The 25,916-nt window shown below is 60.9% G+C and carries 19 protein-coding genes; 7 read left to right on the top strand and 12 right to left on the bottom strand.

What is annotated here, in order from left to right:
• Entirely contained in the window at positions 1-1,509 is a 1,509-nt protein-coding gene (locus HFK74_RS21655; RefSeq protein ID WP_180205272.1) for a glucosyltransferase domain-containing protein, read from the top strand.
• Between the two features lie 24 nt (positions 1,510-1,533).
• On the opposite strand, the gene HFK74_RS21650 is transcribed toward HFK74_RS21655, so the two are convergent.
• Together HFK74_RS21650 and HFK74_RS21645 are read right to left on the bottom strand one after the other, a co-directional pair.
• Positions 1,534-3,153 (bottom strand): FMN-binding glutamate synthase family protein, encoded by a 1,620-nt coding sequence (locus HFK74_RS21650; RefSeq protein ID WP_180205271.1) that lies wholly within the window; start codon positions 3,151-3,153, stop codon positions 1,534-1,536.
• 224 nt (positions 3,154-3,377) lie between these two features.
• Complete coding sequence (locus HFK74_RS21645; RefSeq protein ID WP_180205270.1) at positions 3,378-4,178, bottom strand: helix-turn-helix transcriptional regulator; 801 nt, start codon at positions 4,176-4,178, stop codon at positions 3,378-3,380.
• A 118-nt stretch (positions 4,179-4,296) separates the two neighbouring features.
• On the opposite strand from HFK74_RS21645, the gene HFK74_RS21640 reads away from it, so the two are divergent.
• From HFK74_RS21640 to HFK74_RS21625, 4 genes are all read left to right on the top strand, one after another.
• Positions 4,297-5,118, top strand: a complete 822-nt coding sequence (locus HFK74_RS21640) for a carbon-nitrogen hydrolase family protein (RefSeq protein ID WP_180205269.1) — start codon at positions 4,297-4,299, stop codon at positions 5,116-5,118.
• A gap of 103 nt (positions 5,119-5,221) precedes the next feature.
• Entirely contained in the window at positions 5,222-5,656 is a 435-nt protein-coding gene (locus HFK74_RS21635; RefSeq protein ID WP_180205268.1) for an NUDIX domain-containing protein, read from the top strand.
• Between the two features lie 24 nt (positions 5,657-5,680).
• Positions 5,681-6,319, top strand: a complete 639-nt coding sequence (locus HFK74_RS21630) for a LysE family translocator (protein ID WP_180205267.1) — start codon at positions 5,681-5,683, stop codon at positions 6,317-6,319.
• Positions 6,320-6,321: 2 nt separating this feature from the next.
• The gene (locus tag HFK74_RS21625) at positions 6,322-6,819 is read left to right on the top strand and encodes a GNAT family N-acetyltransferase (RefSeq protein ID WP_180205266.1); all 498 of its coding nucleotides are present in this window, start codon (positions 6,322-6,324) and stop codon (positions 6,817-6,819) included.
• Between the two features lie 120 nt (positions 6,820-6,939).
• On the opposite strand, the gene metR is transcribed toward HFK74_RS21625, so the two are convergent.
• The gene (metR, locus tag HFK74_RS21620; RefSeq protein WP_180205265.1) at positions 6,940-7,857 is read right to left on the bottom strand and encodes a transcriptional regulator MetR; all 918 of its coding nucleotides are present in this window, start codon (positions 7,855-7,857) and stop codon (positions 6,940-6,942) included.
• A gap of 108 nt (positions 7,858-7,965) precedes the next feature.
• Here metR and metE point away from each other — a divergent pair, with 108 nt between their 5' ends.
• Complete coding sequence (metE, locus tag HFK74_RS21615; protein ID WP_180205264.1) at positions 7,966-10,278, top strand: 5-methyltetrahydropteroyltriglutamate--homocysteine S-methyltransferase; 2,313 nt, start codon at positions 7,966-7,968, stop codon at positions 10,276-10,278.
• A 41-nt stretch (positions 10,279-10,319) separates the two neighbouring features.
• Here metE and HFK74_RS21610 read toward each other — a convergent pair whose 3' ends face one another.
• On the bottom strand, positions 10,320-15,518 hold the full coding sequence (locus HFK74_RS21610) for a DUF6543 domain-containing protein (RefSeq protein WP_180205263.1): 5,199 nt from the start codon (positions 15,516-15,518) through the stop codon (positions 10,320-10,322).
• A 206-nt stretch (positions 15,519-15,724) separates the two neighbouring features.
• On the opposite strand from HFK74_RS21610, the gene HFK74_RS21605 reads away from it, so the two are divergent.
• Positions 15,725-16,759 (top strand): alpha/beta fold hydrolase, encoded by a 1,035-nt coding sequence (locus HFK74_RS21605; RefSeq protein WP_180205262.1) that lies wholly within the window; start codon positions 15,725-15,727, stop codon positions 16,757-16,759.
• A 9-nt stretch (positions 16,760-16,768) separates the two neighbouring features.
• Here the strand turns inward: HFK74_RS21605 and HFK74_RS21600 are convergent, their stop codons facing one another.
• From HFK74_RS21600 to glpD, 8 genes are all read right to left on the bottom strand, one after another.
• Positions 16,769-17,098 (bottom strand): GlpM family protein, encoded by a 330-nt coding sequence (locus HFK74_RS21600; RefSeq protein ID WP_180205389.1) that lies wholly within the window; start codon positions 17,096-17,098, stop codon positions 16,769-16,771.
• Between the two features lie 8 nt (positions 17,099-17,106).
• Positions 17,107-18,435 carry a sigma-54 dependent transcriptional regulator gene (locus HFK74_RS21595; protein ID WP_180205261.1) on the bottom strand — a complete coding sequence of 443 codons (1,329 nt, stop codon included), beginning with the start codon at positions 18,433-18,435 and terminating at the stop codon, positions 17,107-17,109.
• Complete coding sequence (locus HFK74_RS21590) at positions 18,432-20,333, bottom strand: sensor histidine kinase (protein WP_180205260.1); 1,902 nt, start codon at positions 20,331-20,333, stop codon at positions 18,432-18,434. Before HFK74_RS21590 ends, HFK74_RS21595 begins: the two co-directional genes overlap by 4 nt.
• Before the next feature lie 156 nt (positions 20,334-20,489).
• Positions 20,490-21,224, bottom strand: coding sequence for an amino acid ABC transporter ATP-binding protein (locus HFK74_RS21585; RefSeq protein WP_008056645.1), 735 nt, complete (start codon positions 21,222-21,224; stop codon positions 20,490-20,492).
• Positions 21,221-21,892 (bottom strand): amino acid ABC transporter permease, encoded by a 672-nt coding sequence (locus HFK74_RS21580; protein ID WP_180205259.1) that lies wholly within the window; start codon positions 21,890-21,892, stop codon positions 21,221-21,223. Before HFK74_RS21580 ends, HFK74_RS21585 begins: the two co-directional genes overlap by 4 nt.
• Positions 21,892-22,638: an amino acid ABC transporter permease gene (locus HFK74_RS21575; protein WP_180205258.1), complete on the bottom strand. Its 747-nt coding sequence runs from the start codon at positions 22,636-22,638 to the stop codon at positions 21,892-21,894. The genes HFK74_RS21580 and HFK74_RS21575 overlap by 1 nt, the downstream gene beginning before the upstream one ends.
• Before the next feature lie 193 nt (positions 22,639-22,831).
• Positions 22,832-23,746: a glutamate/aspartate ABC transporter substrate-binding protein gene (locus tag HFK74_RS21570; RefSeq protein ID WP_180205257.1), complete on the bottom strand. Its 915-nt coding sequence runs from the start codon at positions 23,744-23,746 to the stop codon at positions 22,832-22,834.
• A 326-nt stretch (positions 23,747-24,072) separates the two neighbouring features.
• Positions 24,073-25,611: a glycerol-3-phosphate dehydrogenase gene (gene glpD, locus HFK74_RS21565; RefSeq protein ID WP_180205256.1), complete on the bottom strand. Its 1,539-nt coding sequence runs from the start codon at positions 25,609-25,611 to the stop codon at positions 24,073-24,075.
• Between the last annotated feature and the right edge of the window lie 305 nt (positions 25,612-25,916).

Here is a 25,916-nt window from a genome sequence, read left to right as displayed (position 1 = left end):
ATGGGCAGGTTCAGCGATTTCTTCATCAAGGAACTCACCCGACGCCAGGCCTGGCTGTTTTTTCTGCCTGCGACTTTCATGTACGTCCTGCCGATCATCCTCACGGATTTTCCCTACATCGATGACAACTGGCGCTCGCTGTCGGCCGGCATGGCCTGGGCACAGGAAGGCCGGTTGTTCGCCGAGTTGTTCTACAACGCGCTGACCTTCAGCACTGGTGCGCCGAACATCTTTCCACTGCCGCTGTTGATCGCCACCCTGGCCATGTCCTGGGCACTGACCAGCCTGACCTTTCATCACTTCCGCGCGCCGACCATCAGCTGTTGCCTGGTGCTGTTGCCGCTGTGGTACAGCCCGTTCTTCCTGCAAAACCTGACCTATCAATACGACGGCCCGGTCATGACCCTGAGTGTGGTGGCGGTGATCTTCGCCATCACCTTTCATCACCCTTCACGCATTCTGCAATGGCTGGTGCCTTCCTTCCTGATTGCGCTGGCGCTGGGCCTTTACCAAATCAGCATCAATGTATTTCTCGGCCTGTGCTGCCTTGAAGTATTCAGGGCGGTCAGTGACCAAGTGGCCTGGTCGCGCTGGGGCGCTTTGATCGGCTGGCGAATCGCCCAGATGTTTCTCGGGTGGCTAATCTACTGGGTCAGTGCATTCCCTTTTATGGGACAAGGTCGCACGGTGTTGCTTGACTGGGGGGCGCAGCCTTTGCTGCAAATCCACATCAACATCGCGCGAGTCCTGGAGAAAGTCGTGCTGCTGTTCCATGGCGGATTTGCCTGGGTGTGCGCCGGGTTGTTGCTCTGCGCCATTGCCGGTGCTGTTTGCCTGGGATTGAAGATTATCGAGCGCAAGGACAGCGGGCCAAAGAAGCTCCTGATCGGCCTGCTGTGTCTGCTGACCGTGCCGGTCGTGGTGGTGTTGGTGTCCGGTGTCGCGCTGTTTTTCCGCGACTTCAATGAAGGCGCCAGGACCTTGATGGGGTTCGCGGTGTTGCTGGTGCTGCTGTTCTATTTGAGTCATCTGGCGCTGGCAACGCTTCACGAGCGTTTGCCATTGCTGTTGCTGGTGCCGCTGCTGGCGATGTTGTCGTTGTGTTTTGCCTATGGCCGGGTCCTGACGGTGCAGAAAGCCTTCGCCAGCAGTGCGCTGAACAGCCTTGAGCGCGACATCGCCAGCCATCAACCCTTGCGTGACGCCAAGCGTATCTACATGTCGGTAACCTATTCCGATCACTGGTTAATGGCGGCGGCGGGTTCGTTCAAGCAACTGCCCGTGTTGCATTATCTGCTGAACGTCGACTTCTACATACTGGCTGAAAACCTGCCGAAAGTCGGCATCACCAACGTGGTCGCGGAGAAGGAGCGACGCAACGCGACACGGGTGGGTTATCAAGACTACACGCCGCTGGTGGAGACTCAGTTCTACCGGATTTACCTGATTGGCGATTACGGATTCATCGTCATGAAAGAACCGGCCCCGATCAAATCGCTGCGTTGGTGACGCGCAATGTCGGGGCCGTGAAGGTCAGGCTGCCGCCACTTCATTGGGCTCGAAACTGTCCGCCCGCGCCATCTGCCACATCCGCGAGTAGAACTCGCCATTGATTTCACCGGTCAGCAATTCCCCCGGTTTGAGGAACACATGCAGCTGTGAGAACAGTTTGATCTCGGTCGCCGACATGCGCCGCACCAGGTGCTTGGCCGACAGTTGCGATGGGTGTTCAAGGCCCGCGGCGGCGAGCATCTCGGCCAGGCCCTTGAGGGTGTTGCGGTGGAAGTTGTAGACGCGTTGGGCCTTGTCCGGCACCACTAGCGCACGTTGGCGCAGGGTGTCCTGGGTGGCGACGCCGGTCGGGCATTTGTTGGTGTGGCAGCTTTGCGACTGGATGCAACCGATGGCGAACATGAAACCGCGCGCCGAGTTGGCCCAGTCGGCGCCGATGGCCAGCACGCTGGCGATATCAAATGCACTGACGATCTTGCCGCTGGCGCCGAGCTTGATTTTGTCCCGCAGGTTCAAGCCCACCAGGGTGTTGTGCACGAACAACAGGCCTTCGCGCATCGGCACGCCGATGTGGTCGGTGAACTCCACCGGTGCGGCACCGGTGCCGCCTTCCTTGCCATCGACCACGATGAAGTCCGGGAGAATGCCGGTTTCCAGCATGGCCTTGGCGATGCCCATGAACTCCCATGGGTGACCCAGGCAGAACTTGAAACCCACCGGTTTGCCGCCGGACAGTTCGCGCAATTGCTGGATGAAATGCATCATTTCGATCGGCGTGGAGAAGGCGCTGTGGCGTGACGGCGAGATGCAGTCTTCGCCCATGCTGATGCCGCGGGTGTCGGCGATTTCCTGGGTGACCTTGTGCTTGGGCAGGATCCCGCCGTGGCCCGGCTTGGCGCCCTGGCTCATCTTGATTTCGATCATGCGCACTTGCGGTGTCTGTGCTTGCGCGGCGAAGCGTTGCGGGTCGAAGCGTCCGTCGGCGGTGCGACAACCGAAGTAGCCGCTGCCCAGTTCCCAGGTCAGGTCGCCGCCGTGTTCGCGGTGATAGGGGCTGATGCTGCCTTCGCCGGTGTCATGGGCGAAGTTGCCAAGCTTGGCGCCCTGGTTCAACGCGCGGATGGCGTTGGCGCTGAGCGAGCCGAAGCTCATGGCCGAGATGTTGAACACCGACGCCGAATACGGCTGGGTGCACTGCGGGCCGCCGACGGTGACGCGAAAAGCGCTCGGGTCGCTCAAGGGCGCAGGGCGCATCGAGTGGCCGATGAATTCAAAACCGGACTGGTACACGTCAATCAAGGTACCGAAGGGTTTGTCGGCGCTCTCATTCTTGGCCCGGGAATAGACCAGCGAGCGCTGTGCGCGGGAGAAGGGCAGGGCGTCGCTGTCGGATTCGAGCAAGTATTGGCGGATTTCCGGGCGGATGGCTTCGACCAGGTAGCGGATGTTGCCCAGCACAGGATAATTGCGCCGCACCGCGTGGGGGCTTTGCAGCAAGTCGCCAATGCCGATCAGGCTGAGGATGCCGGTAACGACGGTGATTGGCCACAGCCAGTCGTGCTCGAGGAAGGGCAGGCTGGCGAGGGTGAAGATCACGCACGCGGCAAAGAAGGCGTAGCGGCTCAGGAGTGACAGGCTCATACGGTTTCCTTGGGTTCGGACTCAATGGTTTGCAAACCTGTGGCAAGGGCTTTTGTGGTGAGGGGATTTATCCCCGATGGGCGGCGAAGCCGCCCCAAAACCATTCACCGCGGTTTAACTGAAATACCGCATGCATTGGTTTTGCGACTGCTTCGCAGCCGATCGGGGATAAATCCCCTCGCCACAGGGAATCTATTCCCACAGAAAGGCATTTCGGTGTTACGTCAGGCGTTTTGTGCCTGGAGAAAAATCGAAAACAGCTCGGACTGGGACTTGATCCCCAGCTTGCTGTACATGTGTTTCTTATGGACTTTCACGGTCTCGATGGAGATTTCCAGTTTGCGGGCGATTTCCTTGCTGGAGCAACCGCTGAGCATCAAGCGCCCGACATCCAGCTCCCGCGCGGTCAATTGCGCGCCCATGAGTTGCTGCACCGAGGCTTCCAGTTGCACTCGCCAGTCACCTTGTACCGGCACTGGGGCAAGGGCCACCCCTTGGTTGATTTCGTAGGGTAGACGCTGGCGCAACAGTCCGAGCACCCACGGCTGGATCAGCGACAGCAGGGCAATCTGCTGGGCGCTGAAGCGTTGCTGGCTGCCCAGTGACAGGCACAACGTGCGGTCGCCCTCCAGTTGGCAATTAAACTGTATTTCGTCGGCCACGACATTTACACGAAAGTATCGTTGATAGTACTCGGTGAGTTCGAAATGCTCCGGCGCCACTTCCGACAGGCGATACAAACCGCTGTGCGACTGCTCGCGGCAAGCGATGTAGAACGGGTCGAGCAGGTACAGGCCGCGCAGGTAATCCTGGAACAGCGGGTCGGGGCCGCCGTCAATGCCAGGGCATTCGGCGAACACTTGTGGGTGCTGATCGGCGCTGAACAGCAAGGCCACCCAGCTGTCGCAGGGCACGTATTGATCCAGCAGGCGCACCAGCTGGGTCCAGAAATTGGGCTTGTCCAGGGCATCGATCAATTGCCCGACCGAACGGTGCCAGGCGATGTCGTCCAGCGAGAGTGTCATGCCACTACCCCTATCGTGTTACCCCTGCGGCGTGATTTCAGGCCGCGTGCTTGCTGCGCATACTGGCGCACACACAACCACCGGGCAATCTTTCCGGTGCGCCGAACAAGGACTCCCCATGAAAGTCGAACTCGCCCAATTGGCGGGCCGTGACAACGACACGGCCTACAACCTCGAACGCGCCTTGGCAGCGATCAACGCCTGCGCTGCCGATACGCAACTGATCATGTTCCCGGAAAGCCACCTGATGGGCTTCCCCTCTGCCGAATCTGTGGCCGAGGTCGCCGAACCGCTGGAGGGGCCGACCGTCAGCGCGATTGTCGCCGCCGCCCGTGAACGCAACATCGCCGTGCTCATCGGCACCAGCGAGAACGACAACGGCCGCTTCTACAACACGACGTTGTTGATCACTCCCGAGGGGATCGCGCTCAAATACCGCAAGACGCACCTGTGGGCGTCGGATCGTGGTGTGTATGAAACCGGTGATCGCTACGCCACTTGCCTGTGGAACGGGGTGCGCGTCGGCCTGCTGATCTGCTACGACATCGAGTTCCCGGAAACCGCCCGCGCCCTGGCGCAACTGGGTGCCGAGTTGCTGCTGGTGACCAACGGCAACATGGACCCCTACGGTCCCACCCACCGCACCGCGATCATGGCCCGTGCCCAGGAAAACCAGGCGTTTGCGCTGATGGTAAACCGGGTGCAAGAGGGTGATGGCGGGTTGTTGTTCGCCGGTGGCAGCGCGCTGGTCGATCCCTTGGGCACGCTGTTGTTCGAGGCCGGGCGTGACGAGGGGCAGTATGTGGTGGAACTGGACCTGAAGCGGTTAACGGCGGCGCGTCAGGATTATCGATACCTGGAGGACCAGCGGCTGAAGTTGCCGGGGGAATTGGTCGAACATGCTTGTGGATTGCGGGAGCTGATGATTCCTGCGCGCTGACTGATCGTTCCCATGCTCTGCGTGGGAACGATCAAACCCGGCTCCTACACAATCGGTGGCGGACATGTGATCCTTGCCGCTTTTGAGTCAAAGGCCTTTGTTCATGTCGACGCTTACAGCCCAACCCATCGGACTTATCCACATCGCCGCTGCCCTGTTGATCGGCCCCGATGGCCGTACCCTGCTGGTGCGCAAGCGCGGCACCCAGGCGTTCATGCAACCGGGGGGCAAGATCGAGGCCCATGAACAACCGGTCCACGCTTTGGCCCGGGAGCTGGAAGAAGAGTTGGGGCTGGTCATCGACCCGGCGCATGCCACCTTCCTCGGCCAGTTTTCGGCGCCGGCCGCCAATGAGCCGGGTTATGTGGTGAAAGCCGAGATTTTTTTGCTGGGCATTGATTCAGACGTCACCCCCGCGGCCGAGATCGAAGAGGTGCTGTGGATCGATCCGCTCACCGACGGTGGTGTCGTTCTGGCGCCATTGACACGGGACCTGATCCTGCCGTTTTATCGAGCTTCGCTGACCGCGACCGCCTGATCATTCACGCAAAGGACTTCGCCCATGATCCCGCTTCCAGACCTGTTGATTTTCGCCGCCGCCGCGTTGTTGATGGTGCTGACGCCGGGGCCGAACATGATCTACCTGATCTCCCGTTCGATCTGCCAGGGGCGCAAGGCCGGGGTGACTTCGTTGCTCGGCGTGGTCGCGGGGTTCTTTGTGCATCTGTTCGCCGCCGCGGCCGGTTTGACCGCGGTGTTCCTGGCGGTGCCGATGGCCTATGAAGTGTTGAAGTGGGCCGGCGCGCTGTACCTGTTGTGGCTGGCCTGGCAGGCGGTCAAGCCGGGTGCGCGTTCGCCGTTCGAAGCCCAACAGTTGCCACCGGACTCGTCGCGCAAGCTGATCACGATGGGGTTTCTCACCAGCGCCCTGAACCCGAAGATTGCGGTGTTCTACCTGTCGGTGTTTCCGCAATTCATCACCCCCGAGCACGGTTCGGTGTTCACGCAAAGTATCGTGCTGGGCCTGACGCAGATTAGCGTCAGTTTCTGCGTGAACCTGATGATCGCCCTGTTCGCGGCGGGCATTGCGTCATGGTTTGTCAGCAATCCGACCTGGCTGGCAATGCAGCGTTATTTCATGGGTTTTGTGTTGTCGGCACTGGCGCTGCGCTTGATGCTCGAGCAAAAACGGATGGCCTGAACATGTGGATTCAGCGGCTGGATGCCAGCCATGCGCTGGACTACCGGGCGATGACGCTGGAAGCCTGTGACCGGCACCCGCAGGCGTTCACCTCCAGCGTGCGCGAGCGTTCGGCAATGCCCTTGAGCTGGTGGGAGTCGCGCCTGACCGGCAAACTCGATGTGGTGTTCGGGGCTTTCGACGAGGACCGGTTGGCGGGCATCGCCGGGCTGGCCTTCGAGCCCCGGGAAAAAGCCCGGCACAAGGCGACGCTGTTCGGCATGTACGTGTCTGCCGACGTGCGCCAGCGCGGGCTTGGCTATCAATTGGTGCAAGCGGTGCTGGCCGAGGCGCGGAGCCACCCGCATCTGCGGCTGGTCAAACTGACCGTCACCGCCGGCAACGATGCGGCGTTCAACCTCTATCGGCGCTGCGGCTTCGTCCAGTTTGGCCTGGAGCCGATGGCGGTGCGGGTGGGCGAGCAATACTTCGACAAAATCCACATGTGGCGCGAACTCTGAAACCACCACTACCCCTGTAGGAGCGAGGCTTGCCCGCGAAGAACGATAACGCGGTCATTCAGACAGACCGCGTTATCGTTCTTCGCGGGCAAGCCTCGCTCCTACAAGGTATTCGTCGCTCTATCGAACGGCGCTGACTCCATCGAGCGTCGAAAACGACGTGTCCTTGGCCGTCAGCAAAAAGTCGCGCATGTACGGCGCATCGAGCATGTCGGCGCGAATGGCCGCGTACAGCGTCGCGAACAAGCCTTTCTCGCCCAGGCGCTTGGCCTTCACGTAGCCCCGTGAGCTGTACTCATGCAGCGCCCAATGGGGCATGCCGCACACGCCGCGTCCGCTGGCCACCAGCTGCATCATCATCACCGTCAGTTCCGAGGTGCGGACCTGGGCCGGTTCGACGTCGGCCGGTTCCAGGAAGCGCGTGAAGATATCCAGACGGTCACGTTCCACCGGGTAGGTGATCAGGGTCTCGGTGAGCAAGTCCTGCGGGACGATGTAGGCCTTGCTGGCCAGGCGGTGCTGGTTCGCCACCGCGAGCATCGCTTCATAGGTAAACAGCGGCACGTAGGTGATCCCTACGAGGTCCACCGGGTCGGACGTCACCACCAGGTCCAGGTCGCCACGGGCCAGGGCAGGCAACGGGGCGAAGGAGAAGCCCGAAGCCAGGTCCAGCTCGACTTCCGGCCAGGCGTCGCGGAACTGGTCGATGGTCGGCATCAGCCACTGGAAGCAACTGTGGCACTCGATGGCCATGTGCAGGCGCCCGGCGGTGCCGCCGGCCAGCCGCGCGATGTCGCGTTCGGCGGCGCGCAGCAGCGGCAGGGTGGCATCGGCCAGTTGCAGCAGGCGCAAGCCGGCGCTGGTGAAACGCACCGGCTTGGTCTTGCGTACGAACAACGGCATGCCCATGCGTTCCTCAAGCTCCTTGAACTGATGGGACAGCGCCGACTGGGTCAGGTGCAGGCGGTCGGCCGCATCCACCAGGCTATCGGCCTCGCGCAAGGCGTGCAGGGTCTTCAGGTGACGGATTTCAAGCACCGGGGGCTCCATGAGGAAAACTTGTGATCAACACGAAAAGGTTGAGTTTGTCTCATGATGGGTCGGATGTCGACAATAGCGCCATCTTTTACCCAGGAGCAATTCGACATGGCCGTAGCCCACACCCTTGGTTTTCCCCGCATCGGTGCCGACCGCGAACTGAAAAAAGCCCTCGAATCCTACTGGAAGGGCGACCTTGACCAGCAAGCGCTGAAAAGCGTCGGTCGCCAATTGCGCGCCACCCACTGGCAATTACAGAAAGACGCCGGCATCGACCTGCTGCCGGTCGGCGACTTCGCCTGGTACGACCAGGTACTGACCCATTCCCTGGCCTTTGGCGTGATCCCCGAGCGTTTCGCCAGCACCCGGGACGAACGTGGCCTGCCGACCCTCGACACGCTGTTCGCCATGGCCCGTGGCGCCACGGCTAGCTGCTGCGGTGTTGAGCATGGCCAGGCGCAATACGCCCAGGAGCTGACCAAGTGGTTCGACACCAATTACCACTACCTGGTCCCGGAATTCACGGCTGATCAACAGTTCAAGCTGAGCTGGGAACAGCTGTTCGATGAAGTCGACGAAGCCCAGGCCCTGGGGCACACCGTCAAGCCGGTGATCATCGGCCCGCTGACCTACCTGTGGCTGGGCAAAGTCAAAGGCGCAGACTTCGACAAACTCGACCTGTTGGAACGCCTGCTGCCGGTCTATAACGAAATCCTCGTGCGCCTCGCTGATCAAGGGGTGGAATGGGTACAGATCGATGAACCGATCCTGACCCTCGACTTGCCGCAGGAATGGAAAAACGCCTTTGAGCGCGCCTACCACATCCTGCAGTACTCGCCGCTGAAAAAGCTCTTGGCCACCTACTTCAGCGGCCTGCAGGACAACCTCGGCCTGGCCGTCGGCCTGCCGGTGCAAGGCTTGCACATCGATGCGGTGCGTGCGCCGGATCAACTGCTGCACGTGCTCGATCGCCTGCCAACCTACAAGATCCTTTCGGTGGGACTGGTCAACGGCCGCAACGTCTGGCGCTGTGAGCTGGAACCGGTGTTGGCGCAGCTGCAATTTGCCCAGGAGCGTTTTGGCGACAACCTGTGGGTCAGCAGCTCCTGTTCGCTGCTGCACAGCCCGGTGGACCTGGAACGCGAAGACAAGCTCGATCCGGAACTGAAAAGCTGGCTGGCGTTTGCGGTGCAAAAGTGTGGCGAAATCGCCGTACTGCGCGATGCCCTGAACGACCCGCAAGCGCCCAAGGTGCAAGCCGCGCTGGCGGAAAGTCGCGCGATTGCCGCCAGTCGCGCCGAATCGCCACGTATCCATAAAACCGAGGTGCAAGCGCGCATCGATGCCATTGGCACAGCCGACAGCCAACGTCATTCGCCGTTCGCCAAACGCATCGAGCAGCAGCGAGCGCGCTTGAAGCTGCCCGCGTTCCCGACCACCACCATCGGCTCGTTTCCGCAGACCGGTTCGATTCGCCTGGCGCGCCAGGCCTTCAAGCAAGGCAAGCTGTCGGCCAACGATTACACCGATGCCATGCACCACGAAATCCGCCACGCCGTGCAGATTCAGGAGCGCCTGGGGCTGGACGTGCTGGTGCACGGCGAAGCCGAGCGCAACGACATGGTCGAGTACTTCGCCGAGCAGTTGGATGGGTATGCCTTCACCCGCTTCGGCTGGGTGCAGAGCTACGGTTCGCGCTGCGTGAAACCGGCGATCATCTACGGCGACCTGAGCCGCCCCAAAGCCATGACGGTGGACTGGATCAGCTATGCGCAGAGCCAGACCGACAAGGTCATGAAAGGCATGCTCACCGGCCCCGTGACCATGCTGATGTGGTCCTTCCCCCGCGAAGACGTGTCGCGCAAAGTCCAGGCGCAACAACTGGCCCTGGCCCTGCGTGACGAGGTGCTGGACCTGGAAGCCGCCGGCATCAAGATCGTGCAGATCGACGAAGCGGCGTTCCGCGAAGGCCTGCCGCTGCGTCGGGCGCAATGGCAGGAATACCTGGACTGGGCGGTAGAGGCGTTCCGCTTGAGCGCCAGCGGTGTGCGTGACGAAACCCAGATCCACACCCACATGTGCTACAGCGAGTTCAACGATGTGATCGAGGCCATCGCAAAGATGGACGCCGATGTGATCACCATCGAAACCTCACGCTCGGACATGGAGTTGCTGCAAGCCTTCGAAGCCTTCGATTACCCGAACGACTTAGGTCCAGGCGTCTACGACATCCATTCGCCACGGGTGCCGGACACCGCCGAGATGGTCAAGTTGATCAGCAAGGCCGTGAAGCGGATCCCGGCCGAGCGGTTGTGGGTCAACCCCGATTGCGGTTTGAAGACCCGGGCGTGGCCGGAAACCGAGGCCGCCCTGGTGAACATGGTTGCCGCGGCACGACAACTGCGCAGCCAACTGGCTTGAGATAGAAAACGGGAGCGGATCGACCGCTCCCGTTGCACCTGTCAGACCTGATCGAAATGGCGCAGTGCCGGTGACCTTTTGCCGATGTCGGCATAGGGCAGGGTGGCGTCGTCGGCGTGGGTCAAAAACCGGTGCAGCGGCAGCTTCAAGTGGGCCTTTTCGAACTCGGCGAAGGCAGGCGCCGCCTTGGTGTAATGAAAATGGGCGTACCACAACACGTTGGGCGGGGCGTCGGTCAGGTCCCAGATTTCGTATTCCTGCATGTAATCGGTTCGGCCGTCAGGGCGCTTTCGCAGACTTTTGATCGGGCTGGTCTTGCGTATCTCCACGGCGTTTTGGCTGATCAGATCATCGAGCATGCCATCCGTAGGTTTTTTGCTGCGCAGTGACTGCCGGGTGCGCATTTGCCGTCCGATGGCAATCAGTTCCGTGGCCTTGTTTCGCAGTTGCTCGATGACGGGGCTCTGTGGGGCAACGGCTTCGATATCGAGCGCCCGGCGTGTCAGTTCGCTGGCCTCGCTGACCATCATGTGCTCCAGATCGACCGGGAGCATGTCCTGTGCTGCATAGGCTTGAATCTTCGTCTGATAGCCCGGCTGCGCCTGCAGACGGATACGCGCCTCTTCAATCATGGCACTCGGGTCCCTTTGTGCGGGACGAACGGTCGGCTCGGATGGATTGAGCAAGCGAAACTTGCCGTTTGCACCCTGTTCCCATATTTCCTCGACGCCACCCCGGCCGGTCAGGAGGTATTGGTGCTTCTGCGTCGTCGGTTCCCAGCGTTCCACCCCGATCAACAATTGGTCGTCTTCCGTGATGAAGACTTTCTTGCTGCGTTGCCTGCCTGGCATGGATGGGGCCGGCAGGTCGATGAACTTGCGGGCTCGTTCGGCCATTTTCTCGATACCCTCCAGCAAGGGCGCCACGGCGTCGAGATGAAAGTGCTGGGGATAGCTGGCGGTCCAGGCATTCATGCCACGACGGAATTGCCGGTAGTGTTCAAGGCACTCCTGAAGAATCTGGTTGCGCTGGGCGCGGGTGGCAGTGACTTCCGGCAGGCTGTATTGGACGAACAATGCCCGGTCGACCTGGGTCCGCAGGCTCTCGGCTTGGACTTGTAGATCGAACCAGGAAAAATCCTTTGTCGTGTCGAAGCGTTTGACTATTTCCAGCAGTTGACCGGTTTTCAGGTAAAGCAAATTGGTTTCGCTGAGGCGTCCGTTCAACATCGCTACTTCGGGTGTCAGTTGTGCCCTTTCGGTCCTGACCGTAATGCGTTCGTACCAGATGTTGAGGTTGCGCATGCCCGTTTCAATCTGCTCCATGTGGCCGACGAATTCCGCACGCAGCTTTCGGATGTCGTGCAGGATCCGAATGCGTTCGACAATCGCACTGTCCGGTAGTGTGTCCAGTTGGTCGACTAAAGCGTCGATTCTTCCAATGAGCGGCTCAGTCCGATGGTTGGCGAGAAAAACCAGCTGCTTATGCCTGTCGGCAATCAGCAGGGCGTCATGACTTTGCATGTCCCTGAGCTCGCGTCGTTTATTGCCATGGGTCAGGGGCGCCAGTTCGGCCAGGGTCTGGTGGTGGGTGCTGGCCATTTCGATGTCGCCGATGCAGGCTGCTTCGGCGGTTTGCAGCAGGGCCGGGCGGGCTTCGATGGGGCTGCTGTTGTAGGCATCCAGGACCGCTTTGGTGCGCTGGACCCGCGTATCGATTAGCGGCGCCAGGTTGTCGGCGGTTTCAGTCAATGCAAGGTGACGGCGATGCGCCTGATCGGCCCACCACCGTGGCAGTCGTTGGCGAACGGCGGCCGGCCAGATCGGGTCGAGGGTGTCCGCCAGATGCCCGAGCACGCCACCACCACCCAGCCCGCCGCCCTCGAAGGTCGATCCGTAAACACCGAACCAGGTATCCCAGCGGCCTGCTTCATCGAGAGCGACAGGTTGCTTGTAGGTTTTTTTATTTGTGCCGCTCAGTCGCCAGCCGCGAGAGTCCGTGCTCGGTTCAACCTGGTAAAAACGGCCCTGGCGAGTTATGAAATCGCCATCGGCATGACGGTAGATATTGCGATAGACACCGTGCTCGACCGGCTGCAAGCCGACGAGGGAGATCGGTTTCTCATACTCGTAACCGGCGAAACGTTGGGCGATGTGCCGCGCCTGGTGTTTTGATGTCGCTGGCAAGGCCATGGCGCCTTTGCCGAGCGCCTGCAACTGACGAGCACGGGTCAACGCGCGGGCGGCCGTGGCCGATTTGCTGCCCAGCGTACCGGGAAGAAGGTCCATGGCGGCATCGACCAGGGACAATAGCACCGACTCTATTTCTGTCAGGCCTTCACCCACGTCAGCGCGTAACAGTGCTGCGACGGCCCGATTGGCACTGCTCCAGGCATCGTCCAGGGCAATGGCTGTGCCAACAAAGGGTACAAGCCCCAAGGCCATTCTGATGTAATTCAACGCCTTCGGTCCGCTGAGCGCGTAGCGTTCCATGAATAACGCAGCGTTGGAGCGCGATGTGCCGCGATGGGCTTCGATCAGGCGTCCCATCTGTGTATTGAGCAGGTGCGCGGCCAGGGAAGTGACTGCCGGCCAGCGCCCACCGACACCGATCATGGCGTCGAAGTGTTTGAGGACAGCCTGGTTGATCCGGCTTTCATGAGCGCGCACGTCTCCCTGCAAGGCGCGACCGGCCAGATAGCTGGCCATCTCGCTGCGCAGGCACAGGTTGAACAGGGTCTTGCGCGCGTCTTCGAGGCTGTCGTAGCGGCGCAGGCACTGACCATCGGGGCTGTCCGGCAGGTACAGCAACGTCATGCCGCTGACCTGTTCTTGAATGAACGTCACGCCAGACAAGGTCACCGGGCCTTCGTTGGGCGTGTCCTTGCCACCCGCGCTCAGGTAGGCCGGCAATAGCTGGATGCGCTTGCCGCCGGCTTGCCAGGCTTGCGGGGTATCGGCATCGATGGCGGTGTTCAGGACTTGCAGGTCATCGAGGCTGATCTGTCTTTGCAGGCGTGCACACTCACCTTGCATCTTGAGAGTCAGGCGCCAGGGCTCGATCAGGCATTCCCGGCGATGCTCCCTGACAAACAGCGGTTCGCTGAGACTGCCCATGAAGGTGTCGTAGATGAGCTGTTCGTAGGCCTTGGGCAAATCCAGCGCCGGCAGCGTCTTGCGCAGGTAGGCCTGGGTGATACCGGCTGTCAGGGCCTGGCGTTCGCCGTCGTCCGGCGTCGTGACCTCCACCCGCATGAAGCCCAGGCGCAGGGACAAGGGCTCAAGTTGCATCGACGGCGTGTTGTCGATATTGAGCTGGGCCAGTTCTTCGAGTGACATCTTGCTTCTGGCGGCACTGGGCACTGCCACCAGTTTTTGCGGAGTGCCGGGAGCCGCACCGTCCGCCAGTTGTTTTTGCAGCGTGACGGAGTCGGGCAGGTCCAATTGGACGTCGAAGTCGCCTTTGAGTGAAAAGTCTTCGCGCAGCTGCGCCTGAAGGTGTCGGCGGGTGAAGGCGTCGCGAGGCACCAGGATTGTTTCCAGTTGCTCGTGGCTGCGCTGCATGGCCTGGATATAAGCGCTGGTCAGGCTTTTGAGCCTGGCACTGTCAGGGGCCGCCAAGGTGGCCAGCCAGGAGGGAAGACGGGCAACCATCGAGGCACTGCGGCGTTGTTCCTGCAGGTGCATGAGGGCCAGGCTTCTCGCTGCGTTCACCGGGACCTGCAGCAACGCCAGTGTTTGCCTGCGCAGCTTTTCCAGTTCCTGTGATGCCTGCGCGTTGTCAGGGGCGCGCTGGCGTATGTGCGCGGCCTGTTCTTCGAAAAGGCTGGTCTGTTGATTGAGGCTGTACAGCAGCGGATCGGTCGTGATGGTCTTCAGTTGCAGGGCCAGCATCGGGTCCTGCCCCTGTATTTTCAGCAACTGTTGTTCCAGCTCTTTGCGGTTGGCGAATCGCTGCAAACCGCCGCCGATACCGGGCCAGTAGAGCAGCAGGCCATGGGGCGATTCCGGGTCGGACAGCGCTTGCGGTCGGCCAATGACAAACACGCCCGTGAGCTCTTGGCGCAACGGGGCGCCAGTGTCTGTACTCATGCTCAGCGACAGGCCGGCGAATGCAACGTCAGGGTCGCGCTCGGCGGCGTCAGGTGGGGCGAGCATGAGACTAAGCAACTCGAGTTCCGTGCTATCGAGCTGATTGAGTGTGCGTTGAAGCTCAACCTCGGCCCTCAAGCCGGCCTTGTGTGCCTGGTAAAGTGCGTTGAAGGCACTATTGAACGTCACCAGGTCCAGCGTGCGCGATCGGTAAAGCAGGGTGGATGCGGCCGTGTCTGCAGCGAGCTCTGCGGTTTCCAGTGCCTTGAGCGCGTCGTCGAGTGACTGATGACGGTCACTGTCCAGGTCCTCGCCCAGCAGTGTTTCCAGCGCCGCACGCTGTTTGCCAAGCGAGGCCTTGCGCAGGGCCAGTGGGATATCGGCAGCCAGGCTATCGAATAGCGATGGTTGATCTTCATCGCCAAAACCTTCGCTCAGCTCCAGGTTCTCGAGGGTTGGCGCTTGGGCAAACAGCTCGGCGGGGCGGGCTTGCAGCTCGGGCGAAAACAGCTCCGCGATGCCTGTAGTCAACGGCCTGGTGCTGGCCGTGTATTCGAAGCTGTAATGGCTGGGTAACGCTGGCGGAGCGAGTAATTGCGTGGACAACCAGTGCTCCATGTCGCGCCGTTCCTTGAAGGCCTGGATGGGCACCGATCGAGAGGGCAGGTAGAGCAACTGCGCGACCGGTGGCTGGTGGCCCACGCTGATCACCCAGGCCCCCGGCAGTTTCAGGAGGCTGTTGTCGCTCAACCTAAGCGCCAGGTGTTCGCACTGGATCAACTGATCGTCCAGACGCATTCCCACAGTCCCGGAATCCAGAACCAACCACAGCGGTTTCAATTGTTCGGCGCTCAGGGTGCTGAGGGCGAATGCCACTTGAGCCGTTGCTTCGATATGCTCGCGGTACAACTGGGTGGCCCGATCACGCCGCGACAGCGGTGTACCGGGGGCGCGGGCATTCCAATAGGTATCTGCGCCTTCGTTCAGCGGCTTGCCTGCAAACAGCGCCTGCAAACCTTCCTGGCATGCCTGCCAACGGGTCAAGGCGCTTTGCAAAAGGCTCTGATCGATATGGCTCGTCAGCGTTGAAAACTCGGGGATGGCGGTTAGCGAGGACACGGGAAGGGTCGGGAGCAGTCTTTCGGTCATGGTGATGGGGCTCATCCAGGGGGAGCGGCGGGTCCACTCCTGATCAAACGCCATTAAAAAAAAATCCCCCGGGACCGTGGCACTACATAGTTATCGCATCGACCACTGAGCGGCATTCATGAAACTGTCATGCAACTGTGGCAGCGCGCTTGAACAAACTTCATCAGACTCGCGCTCTACTGGGGTTCTGCGTTTCGGTGTTTTTCATGTGTGCACGATTTTTATCGACAGCGGTCTTCTTGACCGCGTTGTTGTTGAGTTTTCCCTCTTTTTCGGCGTCTCGCTGTGACGTCAACGTGGCGACCGAGCGGGTCGACCTGGATCAGGTAAGCCTGGCGTACCAGAGCATCGGCCGCGCCTCGGACCCGGCGTTGCTGCTGGTGATGGGCTTGGGTGGGCAGTTGATTCACTGGCCTGACGAGGTGGTGGTCGCGCTCTGCCAGCAAGGGTTTCGGGTGATTCGCTACGACAATCGCGACGTTGGCCTGTCGACCTGGCGTCAAACCCCGGTGGAGGCCAACCTGACGTTTGAGGTGTTGCGCTACAAGCTGGGCCTGCCGGTCTCGGCCCCCTACTCATTGACCGATATGGCGGACGACGGGCTGAGCCTGATGGACGCGCTGCACATTGAGCAATTCCATGTGCTGGGCGCCAGCATGGGTGGAATGATTGCCCAGCACATGGCGGCGATGGCGCCTCAACGGGTCGAGAGCCTGACCCTGATCATGAGCACATCCGGCGCCGAAGGTTTGCCCGCGCCGAGTGCGGCGCTGCTGCAGTTGCTGGCGCGTCGGGGTGCGCCCAATCGTGAAGTCGCACTGGAGCAGCAGGCGGACCTGCTGGCGGCACTGGGCAGCCCGGCGGTGACTGACGATCGACAGGCGCTGCTGCTGCAGGCGGCACAGGCGTATGACCGGGCATTCAATCCCGAGGGGGCCAAGCGCCAGATCCTGGCGATCCTGGCCGAGCCGAGCCGGGTGGCGTTGCTCAACCAACTGCGGGTGCCGGCGCTGGTGGTGCATGGCACGGCCGATCCGTTGTTGCCGGTGATGCACGGCGTGCACCTGGCGGCGCATCTGCGTGGCAGCCAGTTGAAGTTGATACCGGGGCTGGCTCATCGTTTCCAGGAAGCGTTCAAGGCGCCGTTGCTGGCGGCCGTGTTGCCGTATCTGCGCGCTCACCGAGAGGATACTTCGCATTGGGCGCAGATTGAGCCTGTGGCTGAACACAACCTTCTTTAACACGCGGGCTCAGCCGTGCAGGCGAACCCAGACGCTGACCAGCGCCGTCGCCGCGATCAACCACGCCACCGCCGCCACGGCCAGCGATGCCTCGAGGCGCATGCGGTCGACCATCACATAGAGGGTCGCCAGGTAAATGAAGTACGGAATGATCGACCACATGCCGAACACGATGGTGGTCTTCAAGTCATCCAGCGAACGACCCTTGCCGACGATGTAGTGGGCGATGAGCGCGAAGGTTGGAAACAGTGGCACCAAACCGGCGATGTAATAGTTTCTGGTCTTGGCCAGGGCGGCTAGGATCACCACCACCGCCGCGCCCAGGGTTGCCTTGAGAATCAGATCCATCAGTGGCTCAGCCCATACTTTTTCACTTTGTCGAACAGTGTGGTCTTGGCCATGCCCAGTTCCTGGCTGGCCTGGGTCAGGTTGCCGCCGCTGCGTTGCAAGGCGTCGCTCAGCAGGTTGCGCTCGAAAGCCTCCACCGCTTCAGCGAAGGCCAGGCCTTGGGCGCTGCCGCCGGCGCCCGGTTTCTTGAACGCCGGCAGGCCCAGGGCAAAGCGCTCGGCGACGTTGCGCAGTTCGCGCACGTTTCCTGGCCAGTCGTGGCTCATCAGGTTTGACAGGGTCTGGTTATCCAGTTCCGGTGCGGTGCGGTCGAAACGCAAGGACGACTGCTGCAAAAAGTATTCGAACAATTGCAGGATGTCTTCGCGGCGCTCGCGCAGGGGCGGCAGTTCCAGGGTCACCACGTTGAGGCGGTAATACAGGTCGCTGCGAAATTCACCCGCCTTGCTCGACTCGTCGAGATCGGATTTGGTGGCCGCGATCACCCGGCAGTCCACCGCCACGCTCTGGTTTGAACCGAGGCGTTCCAGCGTGCGTTCCTGCAACACCCGCAGCAGCTTGATCTGCAGGGGCAGGGGCATGCTTTCCACTTCGTCGAGGAACAGCGTGCCGCCATCGGCGTGCTCGATCTTGCCGATCCGCCGTTTGCCCGCGCCGGTGAAGGCGTTGGCTTCGTGGCCGAAGATCTCGCTTTCGAAGAGGTTTTCCGGCAGGCCCCCGCAATTGAGTGCGACGAATTGCCGGGTGTGCCGACGACTGAAATCGTGCAGGCAGCGCGCGACCAGTTCCTTGCCGGTGCCGGTTTCGCCTTCGATCAGCACGTTGGCCGACGTATCGGCGACATTGGCGATCAGCTCGCGCAGGTTCTGCATGGCCGGTGAGCGGCCGATGATCCGGCCTTCAAGGGAATCGCGCTCGGCCAGTTGCCGGCGCAACGACGAGACTTCCCGTGCCAGGCTGCGCTGCTCCAGGGCACGGCGGGCTACATCCACCAGGCGTTCGGGCGAGAAGGGTTTCTCCATGAAGTCATAGGCACCTTTCTGCATGGCGCCGACGGCCATGGAAATGTCGCCGTGACCGGTAATCAGCACCACTGGCAGGCTGCGATCGCGGGCCTTGAGCCGGTTCAGCAGTTCCAGGCCATCGATGCCCGGCAGGCGAATGTCGCTGATGACGATGCCGGCGAAGTTCTCGCCCACACGCTCCAGGGCTTCCTCGGCACTGCCGACACCGATGCAGGGAATGTCTTCCAGGGTCAGCGCCTGTTGGCAGCCGAGCAGCACATGGGGGTCGTCTTCGACGATCAATACACTAAGGTCGTTGTTCATATTGGCTCAGCGGAAATGGGGCTTACCAACGGTAAACTGAGGACAAAAGCGGTACCACCGCTGGCCGGGTGCTCGACACCCAGGTGACCGCCAGTGGCGGCGGCCAGGCTCGCGGAGAGGGTCAGGCCCAGGCCCAGGCCTTGTTCGCCGGGCTTGGTGGTGAAAAACGGTTCGAACAGGTGCTTGCGCGCTTCGGCATCGATGCCGTGGCCATTGTCCCTTACGTGAAGCCGATATTTACCCTCGAATTCTTCGCCTTCGAGCCACAACTCTGGCTGCGGCTGCGCCTGCATGGCGTCCAGGGCATTGCCGATGAGGTTGACCAGGATTTGCTCCAGGCGGGTCTGGTCGATCTGCAGTTGCACATCGTCGAAGTGGCGATTCAATTGCAGATGGGCGTTTTCCACACGGCCGCCGAGCAATTGCAAGGCCGCCTCCACGGCTTTACCGAGACCGGCCTGGCCCTTGTCGTCACCACGTCGGGCGAAGGAGCGCAGGCTGGCGGTGATCCGGCCCATGCGGTCGATCAATTCGTTGATGGTCTTGAGGTTGGTGCTGGCCACGTCCAGCTGACCGCGCTCGAGAAAGCGCACGGTGTTGCCGGACAGGGTGCGCAGCGCCGCCAACGGCTGGTTCAATTCGTGGGCGATGCTGGTGGACATCTGGCCAATCGCCGCGAGTTTCCCGGCCTGCACCAGTTCATCCTGGGCACGGCGCAGCGTCTCTTCGGCATGACGGCGTTCGCGGATCTGCCCCTTGAGCCGCTCGTTGCTGGCGCGCAGGTCGGTGGTGCGTTCGGTAATCCGACGCTCCAATTGGTTGTTGGCTTCCTGCAGGGCTTCGCGAGCGGCGAGGCGGGTGGCGATCACTTTGCGCCGCTCGTTCCAGGCAATCAGCAGGAACGCCACGAGGGCAAAGGCCACGGCGACCAGGATCCCCTGGTTGATCGCTTCGCGGCGCAGGTCCTGCAGCGGCGTGAGCAGGGTGAAGTTCCACGGCGTATCGCTCAAAGGGCGGGTTTGCGACAGGTAGCTGATGTTTTCGTCATCGGAAACCAGTTCGCTATTGGCGGGGAAGGTGAGTTTTTCCACGCCCTCGGACAGGGTTTCCCGGGCTAGCGGTTGCAACTCGTTCAGCGGGAACCAGTAGTACTGGAGACTGCGGGCCAGCTTTTCCTTGGTTTCCTCGCTCAGCGGCACCACCGATTTCAGCCGTCGCGCGGGGTCGCTGGAGAGAATGATGATGCCGTTTTCGTCGCTGACGAAGGCTTCCAGACGCGCGCGTTGCCAGCGTTCTTCCATGGCTTCGAGGCGCACCTTGACCACCGCGACGCCGATGATCTTGCCGTGTTCTTCCAGGCCATGGGCCAGGTAGTAACCGGGTTCGCCGTTGGTGCTGCCAATACCGTAGAAACGTCCGGGCTGGCCACGCACGGCATTCTGGAAATAGGCACGGAAGGAAAGGTCTTCACCCAGGTAGCTGTCGACATCGCGCCAGTTGCTGGTGGCCATGACACGGCCGGTGGTGTCCATCACGTAGATGGCCCGGCTGCGGCTGCGTCGGTTCAGCCCTTCGAGGTAATCGTTGACGGTCTGCCGGTGCTCCGGCGTCGGGTCGGCCAGCAGTGTCGAAACACTGGTTTCGAGTTCCAGCAGGCTGGGCAGGTAGGTGTACTTGCTGATCTCGCTCTCGACGGCGCGGGCGTGCAGTTCCAGCTGGCGCTGGCCGTTTTCGCCGAGGCTGCGGATGCCATAGTGCTCACTGGTCCAGAAGCCGACATAACCCAGTCCGATCATCAGCGCGATGATCAGCGGCGGCAGGAACAGATGGCGAATCAGGCGAGGTTTCACGGCGAGTGATGGCGACGTGGCGCGATAGAGAGTGGGGTCGCATTTCATCACAGATGCCTTGGGTCAACCACAACACAAATCCAAACCTTGCCCCGCCCCCTGTAGGAGCCGGCTTGCCGGCGAAGGCGATAGCCCGGATACCAGAGTTCGTCTGGACACCGCCTTCGCTGGCAAGCCAGCTCCTACAGGGGAACGGCGTTTTGCTTAGTGCTGCAGAATCTTGTTGAGGAAGTGCTGTGTACGCTCGGCACGGTGGCTGATGTCGCCGAAGAACTCCTCTTTCTTGCAGTCCTCGATGATCTTGCCCGCATCCATGAAAATCACACGGTCGGCCACTTTACGGGCGAAGCCCATTTCGTGGGTCACGCACATCATGGTCATGCCTTCGTGGGCCAGTTGCACCATCACGTCCAGCACTTCGTTGACCATTTCCGGGTCCAGCGCCGAGGTCGGTTCGTCGAACAGCATGACGATCGGGTCCATCGCCAGCGCACGGGCAATCGCCACACGCTGCTGTTGGCCACCGGACAATTGGCCAGGATGCTTGTGGGCGTGGGCCGAGAGGCCGACACGTTCCAGCAGTTGCAGGCCTTTCTTGGTGGCCTCTTCCTTGCTGCGTCCCAGTACCTTGATCTGCGCGATGGTCAGGTTTTCGGTGATGGTGAGGTGCGGGAAAAGTTCGAAATGCTGGAACACCATGCCCACGCGCGAGCGCAGCTTCGGCAGGTTGGTCTTCGGGTCGGCAATGGAGGTGCCGTCGACCACGATGTCGCCTTTCTGGAACGGTTCCAGGGCGTTGACGCACTTGATCAGGGTCGACTTGCCGGAACCGGACGGCCCGCACACCACGATCACTTCGCCTTTCTTGACCTCGGTGCTGCAATCAGTCAGCACCTGGAAGTCCCCATACCACTTGTTGATGTTTTTGATAGAGATCATACGGCGAACCTTTTTTGCAGACGCTTGACCAGCTGCGAGGCGGCAAAGCTGATGATGAAGTACACGAGACCTGCGAAGACCAGGAACTCATTGGAGCGGCCAATGATGTCGCCACTGGCGCGCGAAGCGTTGAGGAAGTCCACCAGGCCGACGGCGTAGACCAGCGAGGTGTCCTGGAACAGGATGATGCTCTGTTGCAGTAACAGCGGGGTCATCTTGCGGAACGCTTGCGGCAGGATGATCAGGCGCATCATCTGGCCATAGTTCATGCCCAGTGCTTGCGCGGCCCCCATCTGGCCCTTGGGAATCGACTGCACACCGGCGCGGACGATTTCACAGAAGTACGCCGCTTCGAACATCATGAAGGCCACGATGCACGAGGTGAATGCGCCGATCGGTGTGTCTTCGCCAGTGATCCAGCGCAGCACGAACGGCACCGCCAGGTAGAACCAGGTGATCACCAGCAGCAGCGGGATCGAGCGGAAATAGTTGACGTACGCGCCGGCCAGGTTCGACAGCAGTTTGTTGTGCGACAGGCGGCACAGCGCCAGGATGGTGCCGAGGATTATCCCGCCGATCACGCCCATGACCATCAGCTTGAGGGTCATGATCATGCCGTTCCACAGGCCCGGCAGGGACGGGATGATGCCCGAGAAGTCGAATTCCATCATTTACCCCCTACGGAAATCAGGCCCGGTACGGCGACTTTCTTCTCGACCATGCGCATCAGCAGCATCAGGCTCATGTTCAGGGTGAAGTAGATCAGCGTGGCCAGGGTGAACGCTTCGAACAGGTTGGCGGAGAACTCAGCGGTCTGCTTGGTCTGCGCGAGCAACTCCATCAGGCCGATCAGCGAAGCCACGGACGAGTTCTTGAAGACGTTGAGGAATTCCGAGGTGAGCGGCGGAATGATGATCCGGTAGGCCTGGGGCAGCAGCACGTTCCAGTAGATCTGCGGCAGCTTGAAGCCCATGGCGCGTGCCGCGGATTCCTGGCCTTTTGGCAGCGCCTGGATACCCGTGCGCACCTGTTCACAAACACGAGCGGCGGTGAACAGGCCCAGGCACACGACGACACTGATGAAGGCCGAGGTGGTCGGGTTCAGGTCCTGCTTGTACCACTCCTGCAAATCCGGCGGCAGCAGGTCGGGCACCAGGAAGTACCAGATGAACAGCTGAACCAGTAGCGGCACGTTACGGAAGAGTTCGACGTAGCAGGTGGCGATGCCCGATACGATGCGGTTCGGCACGGTGCGCATGACGCCCAGGATCGAGCCCAGTGTCAGGGCGATGATCCAGGCCGCGACGGCGATGCCAATGGTCCAGCCCAGCCCGGAGATGAACCAGTCGATATACGTCTCGCTGCCCACGCCGGTGGACTTGAAGAACACGCCCCAGTCCCAGTTGTAATTCATTAGGGTCTCCCCTCAGATCGATCGATGTACAAGTACCCGCTTGGGGGAAGCTCCGTTCCCGCCTGAACGTGATGTTCAGGCACACGCGATCGGCTCGACAGCCACCGGTCCGAGTGTTTCCAAAAATGCCAGCAGGGAGTGACAACCTCCCGAGAGGGCGGGGCCCTCTCAGGAGATAAGGTTAGTCAGAAAATCAGGACTTCTTGTCGTCAGCCGCTTTATCGGTCGGATTGGCGATCAGGGCCTTGAGCTCGTCGCTCATCGGGAAGTTCAGGTTCAGACCTTTTGGCGGGATTGGCTGCATGAACCATTTTTCGTAGATCTTGTTGATCTCGCCCGATGCGTAGGTGGCCTTGATGGCGTCATCCACGGCCTTTTTGAACGGCTCGTCACCTTTGCGCACCATGCAGCCGTAGATTTCGTAGGACTGTGGAGTACCGGTCACGGCCCAGTCGCTGGCTTTCTTGGCCTTGGCCGCTTCACCGGCCAGCAGGGCGTCGTCCATCATGAAGGCTACGGCGCGGCCGCTTTCCAGCATCTGGAAGGACTCGCCGTGGTCTTTGGCGGAGATGACGTTCATGCCCATCTGCTTGTCGGCGTTCATCGCCTTGAGGATGCGCTCGGAGGTGGTGCCGGCGGTGGTCACGACGTTCTTGCCGGCCAAGTCCGGGAAATCCTTGTACTTGGAGTCTGCCTTGGACAGCAGGCGAGTACCGATTTCGAAGATGCCAACGGAGAAGTCAACTTGTTGCTGACGCTCGACGTTGTTGGTGGTGGAGCCGCACTCCAGGTCCACGGTGCCGTTCTGCACCAGCGGGATACGGGTTTGCGAGGTGACCAGGTTGTACTTGACCTGCAGGTTCGGCAGGTCCAGGTCTTTTTTCAGGGCTTCGACGACTTTCAGCTGGATGTCGTGGGAGTAGCCGACCGGTTTGCCGGTAGCGTCCGCGATGTAGGAGAAAGGAATGGAAGCGTCACGATGCCCGAGGGTGATGACACCGGACTCTTTGATCTTCTTCAGGGTGCCGGTGAGTTCGGCGGCGAACACTGGCGTGCTGATCAGAGCGGCAGCAATGGCTGCGCCCAGGATATGGGGAACGATGCGCATCAAATTTTCCTCGACATTGTTTTTTTTATGGAGCCAGTTCATCGGCCCTTTTGTGCTTCGAATGCCCTGACGGCTCCTGAAGTGTCGTGCAACAGGCATTCGTCCAAGAGTGTAGAGCATGACTCGTGCCAGGCCAGGCTGAACGGCTCAATACATTGATTTATAAGGAGATTAAATATTTATTGAGGTTTTTTTTGGCAGAAGAAATCCGGTTTACCGAATCGACCGCCAAGTCGCGTTCGGAAAACCGAATGCCGCCGGTGGCGCAGAATGCAAAATGCCCCTGAATCGGAAGATTCAGGGGCATTGCATTACCTGGATGGAGATCAGGCCGCTTCGATCTTGCTGCGGTTCTGCTCAACCTTGCTCAAGTAATCAGCGAGCCGTTGCTGTTGCTCGGGGGTGGTGAACAAGCCGAGTTTACTGCGACGCCAGAGGATGTCGTGGGCGCTGGTTGCCCACTCTTCGCTGCACAGGTAATCGACCTCACGGGTGTAGAGGCCGCCGCCGATGTGTTCGCCCATGTCGTTGAGATTCTGCACGCCTTCGAGCATGCGCCAGGTGCGACTGCCGTAGGTGGTGGCCCAGCGGCGCGAGATTTCGCTGGGGATCCAGTCGAACTTGTCGCGGATCAGCGAGCTCAGCGCCTGCGGTGTGCTCATGTCTTCGCCGCCCGGCAGGGTGGCGTTGGCGGTCCAGCTTGGCTTGATATGCGGGAAGTGCGACGCCAGTTGCGCCAGCGCCGACTCGGCCAGTTTGCGGTAGGTGGTCAGCTTGCCGCCGAACACCGACAGCAGGGGCGCTTCCTCGCCGCTGCCTGACAGTGCCAGGGTGTAGTCGCGGGTAACGGCCGACGGGTTGTCGGACTCGTCGTTGCACAGCGGACGAACGCCGGAATAGCTGTGCAGGATATCGTCACGGCCGATCTGTTTTTTGAAGTGGGCGTTGACCACTTGCAGCAGGTAATCGGTTTCGACTTCGGTGATCGCCACTTTTGCCGGGTCGCCGGTGTACTCACGGTCGGTGGTGCCGATCAGGGTGAATTGATTGAGGTACGGAATGGTGAACACGATGCGCTGATCTTCATTTTGCAGGATGTGCGCATGCTCGCCTTCGTACAGCTTGGGTACGATCAGGTGGCTGCCCTGAATCAGGCGGATACCGTAGGGCGACTCCATCTTCAGGTCGTCACGAATGAACTTGGCGACCCAGGGGCCGGCCGCGTTCACCAGCGCCTTGGCGCGGATCGAAAACAGGCTGCCGTCGGCGCGTTCCAGGTGCAGGTGCCACAGGCCTTTGGTGCGACGCGCGCTGACGCAGCGGGTCTGGGTGTGGACGTGGGCGCCTTTTTCCCGGGCCGCCATGGCGTTCAATACCACCAGGCGCGCATCGTCGACCCAGCAGTCGGAATACTCGAAACCCTTGGTGATTTCGCTTTTTAGCGCGCTGTCGGGGCCGAACTTCAGGCTTTTGGAGCCGGCCAGTTTTTCCCGTTTGCCCAGGTTGTCATAAAGGAACAGGCCGGCGCGGATCATCCAGGCCGGGCGCAGGTGCGGGCGATGCGGTAGCACGAAGCGCATGGGCTTGACGATGTGCGGGGCCTTGGCCAGCAGCACTTCGCGCTCGGCCAGGGCTTCGCGGACCAGGCGGAATTCGTAATGTTCCAGGTAGCGCAGGCCGCCGTGGATCAGCTTGCTGCTGGCCGATGAGGTGTGGCTGGCCAGGTCATCCTTTTCGCAAAGGAACACCGAGAGGCCGCGACCAGCGGCATCTGCCGCGATCCCTGCGCCATTGATGCCGCCACCGATGACGGCGATATCGTAGACCTCGGCGAGAGGTGGCGTAGGAGAAGTAGAAGTGGGCATCGGCTAAGGCCTCGGAATTCTTTGATTTTCTGTATTTGAATTCGAACATTAATGTTCATTTGCGAAAATCTTAGCCCATAAAGACGCGCACAGCCAGTCGACTTCGATTGAAAAAACTCATCGAAGGGCGGCTAAAGGAAAATATTCGAACATTTTGCAGGCGGGAGGAGGACTTTGTGGCGAGGGGATTTATCCCCGTTGGGCTGCGAAGCAGCCCCAGCATTTCAATGTCAAACCGCATGCAATGGTTTGACGACTGCTGCGCAGCCGAACGGGGATAAATCCCCTCGCCACAGAAATCCCCT

Origin of the sequence: Pseudomonas sp. SbOxS1 (genome assembly GCF_013416725.1) — a bacterium.
In the GTDB taxonomy this organism is placed as follows: domain Bacteria; phylum Pseudomonadota; class Gammaproteobacteria; order Pseudomonadales; family Pseudomonadaceae; genus Aquipseudomonas.
This window is presented reverse-complemented; position numbering and strand designations above follow the sequence as displayed.